This window comes from Kribbella amoyensis, assembly GCF_007828865.1.
In the GTDB taxonomy this organism is placed as follows: Bacteria; Actinomycetota; Actinomycetes; order Propionibacteriales; family Kribbellaceae; genus Kribbella; species Kribbella amoyensis.
Genome location: NZ_VIVK01000001.1, coordinates 4487591 through 4500491, shown reverse-complemented (window position 1 = coordinate 4500491; position 12901 = coordinate 4487591). Strand labels below are relative to the sequence as shown.

General features: G+C 71.2%; 7 protein-coding genes. 5 read left to right on the top strand and 2 right to left on the bottom strand.

The annotated features are described in order from the left end of the window. Window positions 1-17 precede the first annotated feature (17 nt). Window positions 18-1475, bottom strand: a complete 1458-nt coding sequence (nagZ, locus tag FB561_RS21205) for a beta-N-acetylhexosaminidase (protein WP_145809232.1) — start codon at window positions 1473-1475, stop codon at window positions 18-20. Window positions 1476-2774: 1299 nt separating this feature from the next. Here nagZ and FB561_RS21200 point away from each other — a divergent pair. The 5 genes from FB561_RS21200 to FB561_RS21180 all read left to right on the top strand — a co-directional run bounded on the left by FB561_RS21200 (window position 2775) and on the right by FB561_RS21180 (window position 11578). After that, window positions 2775-4358 (top strand): alkaline phosphatase D family protein, encoded by a 1584-nt coding sequence (locus tag FB561_RS21200; RefSeq protein WP_145809231.1) that lies wholly within the window; start codon window positions 2775-2777, stop codon window positions 4356-4358. A 381-nt stretch (window positions 4359-4739) separates the two neighbouring features. Next, complete coding sequence (locus FB561_RS21195; RefSeq protein WP_145809229.1) at window positions 4740-8999, top strand: glycoside hydrolase family 38 N-terminal domain-containing protein; 4260 nt, start codon at window positions 4740-4742, stop codon at window positions 8997-8999. After that, the gene (locus FB561_RS21190; protein ID WP_238334951.1) at window positions 8996-9661 is read left to right on the top strand and encodes a DUF7158 domain-containing protein; all 666 of its coding nucleotides are present in this window, start codon (window positions 8996-8998) and stop codon (window positions 9659-9661) included. The genes FB561_RS21195 and FB561_RS21190 overlap by 4 nt, the downstream gene beginning before the upstream one ends. 10 nt (window positions 9662-9671) lie before the next feature. Continuing rightward, entirely contained in the window at window positions 9672-10589 is a 918-nt protein-coding gene (locus FB561_RS21185; protein WP_145809227.1) for an ROK family protein, read from the top strand. A 437-nt stretch (window positions 10590-11026) separates the two neighbouring features. Next, on the top strand, window positions 11027-11578 hold the full coding sequence (locus FB561_RS21180; RefSeq protein WP_145809225.1) for a hypothetical protein: 552 nt from the start codon (window positions 11027-11029) through the stop codon (window positions 11576-11578). Between the two features lie 342 nt (window positions 11579-11920). Here FB561_RS21180 and FB561_RS21175 read toward each other — a convergent pair whose 3' ends face one another. Then, window positions 11921-12889 (bottom strand): IS481 family transposase, encoded by a 969-nt coding sequence (locus FB561_RS21175; RefSeq protein WP_145808826.1) that lies wholly within the window; start codon window positions 12887-12889, stop codon window positions 11921-11923. Between the last annotated feature and the right edge of the window lie 12 nt (window positions 12890-12901).

The following is a 12901-nucleotide window of genomic DNA, read 5'->3' as shown; positions in this document are numbered from 1 at the left end:
GACGGGCGGTACGTCGCTCAGGCGTTGCGGGTGAGCACCTCGGCGACGGACTCCAGGACGACCAGGTTGCGGCCGTAGGTGACCGCGGTGGGGACGCCGGCCGGTACGAGGGCGCGGTCCTCGGGGATGCCGGTGCACAGGACGAAGACGTCACGCTCGCGGCCTCGCAGGAGTTGTTCGAGCGCCGCGCGCATCCACGGCGTACGGACCGCGTCCTGGATCGCGATGACGAGTGGCCGGCCGGTCGCGGCGGCCTGGGCTTCGGCGAGGGCGGCCGGGTCCTCGGCGCGGAGTACGACACCGGCCGAGTCGGTCGCGATCCGGCGGAACACCTCCGGGAGGCCGCTGAAGTACGGGTTCCAGGCCGGGTGCAGCCCCTGCGTCAGATCCACCACGTACGGCGCGCTGCCGAGCGCGGGGAACTCCTGACCGGCCACCACGCGAGCAGCAACCTCACGCACCGGGGCGCCGTCGAGCCCGGACTGACGGGTCCGTGTCGCCAGCGTCGCACCGAGATCGCGGACCCGGGACGCGGCTTCGGCGACCCGGGCGGCGTCCAGGGATCCGGTCCGGACAGCCTCGACGATTCGGTCGGTCAGGGCCTGCGGATTCGCGTCGCCGACCGCGATCATCGCCAGGTCCGCGCCGGCCCGGATCGACGCGACCGCGGCGTCCTCGATCGAGCGGGTGTTGGTGATCGCCTGCATCTCCAGCGCGTCGGTCGTGGTCACGCCGGTGAACCCGAGCTCGTCACGGAGCAGGCCCTGCAGGATCCGGTGGGACAACGTGGCCGGCTGGTCGTCGTACGCGGAGAAGACGATGTGCGCGGACATGATCACGTCGGCGCCGGCCTCGATGGTGGCGCGGAACGGCGCGAGTTCGACGGCGCCGACCTCCTCGATCGACCGGTCCACCCGCGGCAGCGCGAGATGCGAGTCGACCGCGACGTCACCGTGCCCCGGGAAGTGCTTCGGGCAGGCGGCGATCCCGGCGTCCCGGACCCCCTGGACGAAGGCGACCCCGTGCCGCGAGACGAGATCCGCGGTGGTGCCGAACGAGCGGGTCGAGATGATCGGGTTCGCCGGGTTGCTGTTCACGTCGACCGACGGCGCGAGCATCACGTCGATCCCGAGCAGGGCCAGCGTGGCCGCGGCGTCGCGGGCGGACGCGCGGGTCAGCTCGACGTCGTCCAGTTCGCCGAGCGAACGCGGGGAGGACAGCGGCCACGGGTTCGCCGGCGACAGATGGGAGAACTCGCCACCCTCGTGATCGATCGCGATCAGCAGATCCGGCCGCTCGGCCCGCAACGCCGCCGTCAACGCGGCGACCTGGTCGGCGTCGACAACGTTCCGGGTGAACAAGATGACGGCCCCAAGCCCAGCCGCAACCGCACGCCGAAGCTCATCCGAAGGCGTCGCCCCATGAAAACCGACAATCAACGCACCAGCAGCATCCCGCTCGAGTTGGTCGCTCATCCCGACACCCTCTCACCCCCACCCCAACCCCGCCCCGCCACTCCACCCTCCCCACCACCTCACCCGCACTCCGCCGCACCTCCCCAACGCCCTTCACCGCACCCCGCCGCATCCACCCCCGCCTCGCCCCGCCCCGCCGCACCCGGTCGCATCCCGCCCAGCCTCGCCTCGCGCCGCCGCACCCGGTCGCATCCCACCCCGCCCCGCCTCGCCTCGCCCCCTCGCCTCGCCCGCCTCGCCTCGCCGCCCCACGCCTCGCCGCACCTTGTGCACCCACCAGCCAACCCCCTCCGTACCTTGAGCACGTGCCGTCCACCGCGAGACCACACGACCGACCGGCCCGTGCACAAGGTCGTACGCCCCGCCCCTCCCCAGCTTGCTGGGGGTGCTCAGCCACAAACCCGCGCCCCTTGCTCTGCCTACATCGCCCACCGCCGTCTCCGGCCGGGCACGCGAGCTAGCAGCCGCGGTCGCCGACAGCCGCCTCGGCGCACTTTGTGCACCCACCAACCGTTGCCCCACGCACTTTGAGCACACACCAGCCACGGACAGCCCCCTCCGTCCACCGGCCCGTGCACAAAGTCATACGCCCCAGCCGCCGGCTGCCTCGGCGCACTTTGTGCACCGACCAACCGTTGCCCCACGCACTTTGAGCACACACCAGCCATGGACAGCCCGCTCCGACGACCGCCACGTGCACAAAGTCGTACGCCCCGGAGCTGCCCCGGCTTGCTGGGGTGTTCAGCCCACAAACCCGCGTCACGATCTCCATCTGCAGCACCCGGCGCTGTCTTCGGTCGGGCACGTGAGCTCGCAGCCGCGGTCGCCGCCGGCTGCCTCGGCGCACTTTGTGCACGCACCAACCGTTGCCCCACGCACTTTGAGCACGCACCGGTCGCGGTGGACCTGCTCCGCCGACCGGCCCGTGCACAAAGTCGTACGCTCCCGGCCTTCCCCAGCTGGTTGGGGTGCTCAGCCCACAACCCCGCGCCACGATCCGCAGCTGCAGCACACGGCGCCGTCTTCGGCTGGGTGCGCGAGCTCGCAGCTGTGGTTGAGGCCCGGCTCGGTCGGGTGGCGGGCGAGCGGGTGGGCGGGTGGTCAGGTGAGTGGTCGAGGTGGGGTGGGTGGTCGAGGTGGGGTGGGTGGTCGAGGTGGGCGGGTGGCCAGGTGGGTGGTCGAGGTGGGTGGGGTCGGGTGGAAGGTTCACCGGGGGCATGCCGGGGTGTCACCTGGGGTTCTTGGGCGGAGAGAAAGGTGTCGGGGAATCCTTTTCCCGATCAGTCACGGAGCTCCGCCATGCCCGTTACACCGATCAACCGCCCGCTCACCCGGCGCGGCCTGCTCGCCGCTACCGCTGTCGGCGCCACCGCTGTCGCCGCCGGTACCGTCCCGGCCTCCGGGTCGCCCGTCCCGGTGGAGTCTGCCGGTTCGCGGCAGACTCTGACCGATCCTTTCACGCTTGGTATCGCGTCCGGTGACCCCGACTTCCGGAGCGTCGTGCTGTGGACCCGGCTCGCGCTCGACCCGCTCGCGGCCGACGGTATGGGCGGGATGCCCAGCCGCCGGTACAACGTGCAGTGGCAGGTCGCCTTGGACCCGCAGATGCGGCGCGTCGTCCGCGCCGGCGTCGTCTCCGCCGGGCCGGAGTCGGCTCACGCCGTGCACGTCGAGGTCGGCGGGTTGCTGCCCGGCCGCGAGTACTACTACCGCTTCCGTTGCGAGAAGCACCTGTCCGCCATCGGCCGCACGGTGACCACGCCGCTGCCGGGGACGTACGGGAGCCCGCTGCACATGGCGTTCGTGTCGTGTTCCAACTACGCCGGCGGGTACTTCACCGCGTACCAGCGGATGGCCGAGGAGCACCCGTCGCTCGTACTGCACCTCGGTGACTACATCTACGAGGGTGCCGGTGGCAGTGGGGCGCGTGCGCACTCCCCCGCCAAGGAGATCTGGACGCTGGCCGACTACCGGGTCCGGCACGCGCAGTACCGGACCGACCCCGACCTGCAGGCCGCGCACGCGGTGGCGCCGTGGGTCGTGGTGTGGGACGACCACGAGCTCGAGAACAACTACGCGGACGAGATTCCGTCACCCGCGGGTCAGGCCGGCTTCCTGGAGCGGCGCGCGGCGGCGTACCGGGCGTACTACGAGAGCATGCCGTTGCGCCGGTCGAGCATCCCGCGCGGGATCGACATGCAGATCTACCGGCGGATCCAGTGGGGGCGGCTCGCCGAGTTCCACATGCTCGACACCCGGCAGTACCGCAGCGACCAGGCGTGCAGCGACACCGCGTCGGACTGCCCGGCCGCGTTCGACCCGGCTCGGTCGATCACCGGACCCGACCAGGAGAAGTGGTTGCTCGACGGGCTCGGCCGGTCCTCGGCGACCTGGGACGTGATCGGGCAGCAGGTGTTCTTCGCGGCTCGCGACTTCACCGCCGGACCGTCCGTCACGTACAGCATGGATGCCTGGGACGGGTACGTCGCGTCCCGCCAGCGCATCCTCGACGGCATCCAGCAGCGCAACGTCACCAACCCGGTCGTGCTCACCGGTGATGTCCACAAGCACTACGCGAACGACCTCAAGGCCGACTTCCGCAACCCGGACTCGGCCACCGTCGGCGTCGAACTGGTGACCACCTCGATCACCTCCGGCGGCGACGGCCAGGACATGCCGACCGGCGGCCAGCTCCAGCTGGACGAGAACCCGCACATCAAGCTCATCAACAATCAGCGCGGCTACGTGAGCACCACCATCACCCGCGACTCCCTGCGCGCCGACTTCAAGACCATCCCCTACGTGACGACCGCCGGCGCGCCCGTCACCACCCGCGCCACCTTCGTTGTAGAAGCCGGCAACCCCGGCCTCAACCAGGCCTGAACTCCCGCCCGGCCCGGGGTGCCTTGCGCATCCCGGGCCGGCTCTTGTCCTGAGCGTGCACGAGGACAGGAGGTAGTCCCCAACTCGCGAACTCGGCCGGCGGACCCTGGCCGCTCGCTCAGCCGAGACGCGACATCCTCCTGTCCACCTGCACACCGCGACCGGTGGTTCGGCTGATCTGGTGGTCAGGGGTGATTCTGGGGGTTGATTGGCTTGTCAGGACGTTCGTTGTCAGGGGGTTGTCAGGCGGCTGACGGCGGATTCTTCGCTGGTTGGGGCGCGGTGATGGGTGATTAGCTGGGCTTACCCCTCGCTGTATCGGCCTCTTGCGGATAACGTTGTCTCTCGACCTGACCGCCTGCCAGACGGAGTCCGATCGCCTTGACCGTTCAGATCACCCGTGTCTCCTCGCCCGAGTTGTTCGTCGGGAGTGACGACGATCCGCGCCAGGTGCTGCGGATCGAGCTCCACCGGACGAGCGCCGACGGGGTACTCGGTGTGCGCGTCGAGGGCGACGGCGTGAGCGGTACCGCGGAACTGCCCGCCGGTGACGGGGACGCGCGGGTCGAGGTACCGCTGGACGTCGACGCCGAGCTACGGACCCGGTACGGCGCGGAGGTCGCGGCCACCGTCACGGTCGAGGCCGGTGGGGCCGAGGTCGCGCGGGACGCCGGGGTGATCGTCATCGCGGAGCCGGGCTGGACGATGGTGATGGTCAGCCACTTCCACTACGACCCGGTCTGGTGGAACACGCAGGCGGCGTACACGACCAGCTGGGACCTGCAGGGCCCCGACGGCACCACCCGGCCGGTGTACACGCACAACGCGTTCAGCCTGGTCGACGCGCATCTCAAGCTCGCGCTGCGGGATCCGGCGTACTGCTTCGTACTCGCCGAGCTCGACTACCTCAAGCCGTACTTCGACACCTTCCCCGAGAACCGGGCCGTGCTGCGGCGGTTGATCGCGGAGGGCCGGGTCGAGATCATCGGCGGTACGTACAACGAGCCGAACACCAACCTCACCGGTGCCGAGACCACGATCCGCAATATCGTGTACGGGGTCGGGTACCAGCGCGACATCCTCGGCGGCGACCCGCGGAACGCGTGGCAGCTGGACGTATTCGGGCACGACCCGCAGTTCCCGGGGTACCTGGCGAAGGCCGGGCTGACCGGGTCCGCCTGGGCGCGTGGCCCGTTCCACCAGTGGGGCCCGCTGCGGCAGGCGTGGGGCGACCCGAAGTCGGGGACGGCCGCGGTGATGCAGTTCCACAGCGAGTTCGAGTGGATCAGCCCGAGCGGCGACGGCGTCCTCACGCACTACATGCCGGACCACTACGGCCCGGGCTGGGACCTGCAGCACGCACCGAGTGTCGAGGCGGCCGGCGACACGGCGTACCAGCTGTTCGCCACGCTGAAGACGGTCGCGGCGACGAAGAACACCCTGCTCCCGGTCGGCGGCGACTACACCCCGCCGAACAACTGGATCACCGCGCTGCACCACGACTGGGCCGAGCGGTACGCGTGGCCCAAGTTCGTCTGCGGCACCACCAAGCACTTCATGGACCGGGTCCGTGCCGAGCTCGACACCGAGGGCCGCAAGCCGTCACCGCAGTCGCGCGACATGAACCCGATCTACACCGGCAAGGACGTGTCGTACATCGACACCAAGCAGGCCCAGCGCGCGGCCGAGGTCGCGGCGGTCGACGCGGAGAAGCTCGGCACGTACGCCGATCTGCTCGGGCTCGGCCGGTTCGCCGAGGCCTCGCTGGACAAGGTGTGGCGGCAGCTCGCGTACGGCGCGCACCACGACGCGATCACCGGGTCGGAGTCGGACCAGGTGTACATCGACCTGGTCACCGGCTGGCGCGAGGCGCACGACCTGTCCGACGAGGCCCGGACCGCGTCGCTCGAAGCGTTCGCGGCCCGGATCGACACCAGCGCGTTCGGCGCGCACGCGATCGTCGTCACCAACACGCTCTCCTTCGCCCGGACCGACCTGGTCACCGTCGAACTGCCCGACGACAGCCCCCGCACCGTCGTCGGCGCCGACGGCGAGCAGGTCCCGTCCGTTGTCGAGGGCAACAAGCTGACCTTCCTCGCGGAGGACGTCCCCTCGCTCGGCTGGCGCGGCTACGGCCTCGTCGACGGTACGGCGGGAACGTGGGGCCCGGCCGAGTCCACCGACGCCGTGGAGAACGAGTTCTTCACCGTCACCGTGGATCCGTCCCGCGGCGGCGCGGTGAGCGGGATTGTCGACAAGCGGACCGGTCGACAGGTCCTCAAAGGTCTCGGCAACGAGCTCCGCGTCTACCAGGAGTACCCGGACCACCCGCGGTTCGGCGAGGGGCCCTGGCACCTCACCCCGTCCGGCCCGGTGGTCGGCTCGACCGAGGCGCCGGCCAAGGTGTTCACCCAGTCCGGGCCGCTCGGCAGCCGGGTGATCAGCCGCGGCGAGGTGGACGGGATCTCGTACGAGTCGGTGATCACGGCGTACGCGGGGCTGGACCGGATCGAGTTCACCACCCGGATCCTCGACCACGCCCAGTCGGACCGGCTGGTCCGGGTCAAGTTCCCCGCGGACGTCCCGGGCGCGCTGCCGTTGAGCGAGGTCGCCGGGGCCGTGGTCGGGCGCGGGTTCGGGCTGATCGACGTGGACGTCGAGCAGGCGCCGTGGACGCTCGACAACCCGGCGAACACCTGGTTCGGCCTCGGTTCGACGGCGCGGATCGCCCTGACCGATGCTGACGGCAACCACGTCGGCACCCGCCCGCTGGCGGTCGCCGAGATCGTCGTGCCGGACGGTTCCGAGCCGGCCGACGTCCGCGACCTGGTCGTCGCCCTGGCCCGCGTCGGGGTCACGGCGACCACCTCGCTGGCCGGCGGCTCGCGGTACGGTTCGCTCAAGGTCGACTCGAACCTCCCCGACCTCCGCATCTTGGTCGCCGACGCCGCCGCACTCCTCGGCGACGACACGGGCTCCGGGTCCGATCCGTACTACGTGCCGCCGCGGACCGCGCTCGCCGAGGTCTGGCAGCCGAACGCGGACGTCCGCGACGTCCGCGCGATCCCCGCCCTGGTCCTGCCGACGGCCGAGGCTGTCGCGACGGCCGTCGAGCAGCTCGGTCAGGCACGCATCACGGCGACCGTCTCCGGCGACGGCGTGATCGAGGACTTCAGCGATGTCACCGTCGCGCTGCTCACGTACGGGCTGCCTGGGTTCGCGGTCGACGCGACCGGCGCCCTGCACGCCTCGCTGCTGCGGTCCTGCACCGGGTGGCCGTCGGGGATCTGGATCGACCCGCCGCGCCGGTCCACGCCGGACGGTTCGTCGTTCCAGCTGCAGCACTGGACCCACGAGTTCCGGTACGCGCTGTCCACCGGCGAAGGCGATTGGCGGGCGTTGCAGCTCCCGGCCCGCGGCCAGGAGTTCTCCTCACCGTTGCTGGCGGCAACCACCACCGCGCACGACGGGACGCTGCCCGCGACCCACTCGCTGCTCCAGGTCTCCCCCGAGCGGGACGTGCTGGTCTCCACGCTCAAGCCGGCCGGCAATCCGATCGCGCACGGCTCCGGCCGCGCCTCCGACCCGCGGGACGGGGTCACCTTGCGGTTGATCGAGGCAACGGGTCTCGGCGGTACCGCCACCGTCACGTCCGCCCTGCCGATCACCGGCGCCACCCACGCCGACCTGCTGGAGTCCCGCGGTGCGCCGATCGAGGTTGCCGACGGCAAGCTCACGGTCGAGCTGACCGGCTCGGCGGTGGACACCTTCGTGCTCGACCTCGACGGCGCCGCGGCCGAGGGCGAAATCCTCGGCCAGGCCGGCGAGCTCGCGCAGCCGTCGTACTCGCGGTACTGGCTGCACAACCGCGGCCCCGCGCAGATGGGCTTCCTGCCGGTCAGCCTCTCGGTGTCGCCGACTGTCGCCCGGACGGCGGGCAAGCCGTTCGAGGTCTCGATGGTGATCGCGAACCAGTACGTCGACGCGGTGGCCGAAGGCACCCTGACCCTCGATCTGCCGGCCGGCTGGACCACCGATCAGCCCGACCGCGCCGTGCGCCTGGAACCAGGCGGCTACGTCCGCCACCTGGCGTACGTGAACCCGCCGGAGAGCTGCGAGCCCGGCCAGTACTTCGTCGCCGCGCGCGTCGTCACCAAGACCGACGAGCTCGCTGGTGGCGCCGGCGTCCAGGCGGTCGAGGACGTGGTCACCGTGTTCGTCGGGGAGAGTCCGGAGCTGACCGCGGTGCTCGGATTCGGGATGGCGCCGACCGAGCCACCGGACCACGGCGCCGGTGCCGTCGAAGGCGAGCCCGGCCGCGCGACCGGGCTGACGGTCTCCCCGTCGACCCGGGATCTGCGGCTCACCGCGGGGACGACCGAGACGCTCGAGCTGGAATTCCTGAACTCCACCTCCTCGGAGATCCGCGCCGAGCTGCAGCTGGCCTCGCCGTACGGGACGTGGTCGTGGCTGCCCGAGCCGGTGCGCTCGGTCGTCGTCCCGCCGAAGGCGTCGGTGACCGTCCCGGTGCCCGTCGTGGCCCCGGCCGACGCGGGTCCGGCGCACGCGTGGGTGTTGCCGAAAGTGATGTGGTTCGGCCGGGCCCAGTACGCCCCGACGGTCCGGCTGGAGATCCGGTGACGGCCACCCTCGCCGTCGGCCACGGTCATGGCCACGGCCACGGTCATGGCCACGGTCATGGGCAGGGCCACAGTCACGGGCACAGTGAGGCGCCGGTCGCGCCGCCGGAGGTGATGGCGTACCTCAACGGTGAACCCGTCGCCCGCGAGTTGCTCGACGAGCGGCTCGCGGCGCTCCGGGCCAGTGACGCGGCCTGCGTGCTCCCCCGCCCGGACAGCCGGGAGGGACGGCAGCTCGCCCGCTGGGTCGCCCAGGTCGTCCTCACCGAGCAGCTCTGCCTCGACGAACTGCGCCGGCGCGGTGACGACGCGTCGCCGGCCCCGGTCACCCCGCTCGACGTGTCCACCGCCATCGCCGTCGGCTCGATCACCGCGGCGGCGCTGGCCGGGTCCGCGGCGGTCCGGCGGGTGGCCGAGCTGGTCAGCGCGGACGTCCGGATCCCAGCCGGTCAGCTCGCGTACGCGGCCGACGTCCTCGGTGAAAAACCGCCTGCGGATCCTGCCGTCCCGGTGGCACGGTGGCATCGGGAGCTGGTGGACAGCGCGCGACTGGAGGCGTTCGCGCGGTGGCTGAACCGGGTGATCGCCGAGCGGGTCCAGCTGGTCCGCGGGCTGGAGCATCCCGGCGACAGCAATCAACCTGACAACCTGCACCGGCACTGACGGGGGGACCATGAGCGACGTTGCAGCGACCGTTCTCGGCATCGACATCGGCGGCACCAAGATGGCCGCCGCGCTGGTGGCCGAGGACGGCGAGATCATCACCGAGGACCGGATCATGACGCCGCCGGGAGACGCCGAGCAGGTGTTCGCGGCGCTCGCCGAGCTGATCGGCCGGGTCCGGGGGGACGTCCGGCCGGTCGCGGTCGGCATCGGTTCGGCCGGACCGCTGGACCTGCGGCACGGCCTGGTCTCACCGGTGAACATCGTCGGCTGGCGGAACTTCCCGCTGGTCGACCGGGTCCAGGCGCTGGTCGGTGACCTCCCGGTCGCGCTCGGCGTCGACGGTCACTGCTTCGCGCTCGGCGAGTTCTGGACCGGCGCCGGCCGGGCGGCCGAGAACCTGCTCGGCATCGTCGTCTCCACCGGGGTCGGCGCCGGCCTGGTGGTGGACGGCGAGCCGATGCTCGGCCAGTCCGGCAACGCGGCCCACCTCGGCCATATGGTCGTCGACCTGGACGGCGAGGCCTGCGCGTGCGGCTCGTACGGCTGCGTCGAGACGTACGCGAGCGGCCCGCGGATGGTGGCCCGGGCCCAGCGGCGCGGCTGGCGGTCCGGCGAGGCCGTGGACGCGGCGGTACTCTCCGCCGACGCGGCGGCCGGTGACGAGGTCGCACTCGCCGTGTTCGACGACGGCGCCCAGGCGCTCGCCGCCGGGATCGTCGCGACCGCGGTCACCGTCGACCTGACCAGCGTCGTGATCGGCGGCGGCGTCGCGAAGGCGGGCCCGGTGCTGTTCGACCCGGTCGAGCGGTGGGTCAAGCGGCTCGCCCAGCTCCCGTTCGTCACCGACCTCACCGTCGAGCCGGCCCAGCTCCCGAACGCCGGTCTGCTCGGCGCCGCCCGGCTCGCCTGGAACACCGCCGCCTGACCCCACCCGGCCCCGCGCCGGGGTTCGATGCACCGGATCGGCCGGATGGATGTTGTCGGACAAGCTGACATTCCGTCCGTCCGGCAGTCCGGATCGCTGCCGTCGCAGCGACCAAGGCCGTGGTGACGAATCGTCGTCCGGTCGGCGACGTACCGCACACAGAACTGCGGTGCGGAAACGGATCTCCCGCGCAATTTTGTGCAATTTTTACTCAATCCCGCAATCTGTGTAACGAGCTGCCCTTGGGGCCCGATGCAACGGATGGATGGGGTGGGGGGCACGCCGTCCGAGGGCAATCAGGGGGCCTGCATGTCAGGGATTGGCCGTTCGCGTGTGCGGTGGAGGGGTGACCCTTCGCCGCTCGCGTGGACAACCGGGTCGTACGTACGTCCACCAGCGTTGTCCGGGGCAACGCTCGACCGTAGGGACAGGTCCTGATGGACGTCGCGGTACTGCTCGTCTTCGCCTTCTTCTTCTCCGGCGTGGTCGTGCTCGCGATCACGCCGCACGGCCGGCTCCGGACCTCCGTCCGCCGGCCCCGGCTCCTCCAGCTCGCCGTCGTCGCCGCCGCCGCTGTCACCGTTCCCGTGGACCTGTACGCCGTCGTGTACGGCACTCTCGGTCCGCACGGGGCGTCGCTCGGTGAGGTCGCCGACCGGTTGCTGCTGCTCAACGTCGCCGCCTCCTGCGGCGTCGCGGCCCTGCACGAGTCCATCCGTGGTTCCGCTGTACCCCCGACCTCGGCCGACGAGGCGCCGGCCGAGGACGAGCAGCCGGTACGGATGGGCGTGCTGGGCTGGACCGGCCCGCTGATCGCGCTGGTCGCGGTCACCGCCGTCGTCGCCCTCGGCTCCCGGGGGAACGGACCGGGCCTGGGAAACGTCGGATCCGTCTGGGCGGTGTACTCGCTGCTCATCTGTGTGATCAGTGCGTTCGCGCTGCTCCGCCGACGGACCCCGGCGACTGCGATCGATCCTCGGGAGGGATGAGGATCGCACGCGGGTTCTGCACCACGGACGGTGGGCCGGTGCCGACGGGAGGGCCGGCATCGGGCCGCTCCCCCGTCCGCGGTGCAGAACCAACCCCTCGAGACCGGCCGGGCCGCACCCCGAGGCGGCCCGGCCCTTCGAGCCATAACCTGATCCGTTACCGCTAGTGCCCCGTGTTGGAAGTTTCTTGAGTGATTGCGGTGGTCAGGTGCGTGCATCGCGGTGCCGGACGAGCGTCCTCGATGCGGTGCCATCGTGGATGATCGGCCGGTGCCGCGAGGTGCGTGCCTGGGCGCCGCAAGCGCCAAGCAACTTCCAACACGGGGCACTAGATGTACCCGGTCATGAGGTTGGTTGCAGTCGGGTGATGGGTGGGTGTCCTCCGAGTGCGGTGTGTGGGCGTTGAGTGTTGTAGGACTCGAGCCAGGGTGCAAGTGCGGCGGTGCGTTCGGTGTTGGTGGTGAAGACCTGCCGGTAGGCCCACTCTGTTTGCAGGGTCCGGTTGAGGCGCTCGACCTTCCCGTTCTGCCAGGGGCAGTGGGGTTTGATGAATTTCTGGGTGATGGCGTGGGTGGCGCAGACCTCGCGCAGTGACCAGCGGTAGGACCAGGCGTTGTCGGTCATCAACCGTTCGATCCGGGTGATGCCGTGCGCGGCGAAGAAGGCGATGGCGCGGGTCAGGAAGCCGGCGCAGGTGGGGCCTTTCTCGTCGGGCAGGATCTCTGAGTAGGCCAGCCGGGAGTGGTCGTCGACGAGTGAGTGCACGTAGTCGAACCCGACCCGGGTGCTGCGGTCGCGGCGGGTCGAGGCGCTGGCGCGGCCGTGTGCGCGCCAGCCGCCGCCGTCGGGGATCCGGCCGATCTTCTTCACGTCCATGTGGACCAGTTCGCCTGGCCGGTCCCGCTCGTACCTGATCGCGGTGGTCTTGGAGGCCCGGATCACCTGACCGGTGATCGGGTCACACACGGCCAGATGCGGCACCCGGTGGCGGCGCAGGATCCGCGACACCGTCCGGGCCGGTACCCCGGTCTGGGCCGCGATCGGTTCCGGACCGAGCCGCAACCGCTCCCGCGCGTCCAGGACCCGCTGCTCGACCTCGGCCGGCGTACGCCGCGGACACCGATGCGGCCGCGACGACCGGTCCCGCAGACCCGCCTCGCCTTCAGCCTCGTACCGATCGAGCCAGGTCTTCACACACTTGCGCGACACACCCATCGCCTTCGCGATATGCGCCTGCGCCCACCCGGCCCGGTGCCGCTGCACGATCAGCAACCGGCCATGAAACGTCGTACGCGCGTTACGGTGGGACACGAGAACCTCCGG

Bases quoted from the DNA above. Each gene is read 5' to 3' on its own strand.
- nagZ (WP_145809232.1), bottom strand. From the start codon at position 1,475: ATGAGCGACCAACTCGAGCGGGATGCTGCTGGTGCGTTGATTGTCGGT.
- FB561_RS21180 (WP_145809225.1), top strand. From the start codon at position 11,027: ATGGACGTCGCGGTACTGCTCGTCTTCGCCTTCTTCTTCTCCGGCGTG.
- FB561_RS21200 (WP_145809231.1), top strand. From the start codon at position 2,775: ATGCCCGTTACACCGATCAACCGCCCGCTCACCCGGCGCGGCCTGCTC.
- FB561_RS21185 (WP_145809227.1), top strand. From the start codon at position 9,672: ATGAGCGACGTTGCAGCGACCGTTCTCGGCATCGACATCGGCGGCACC.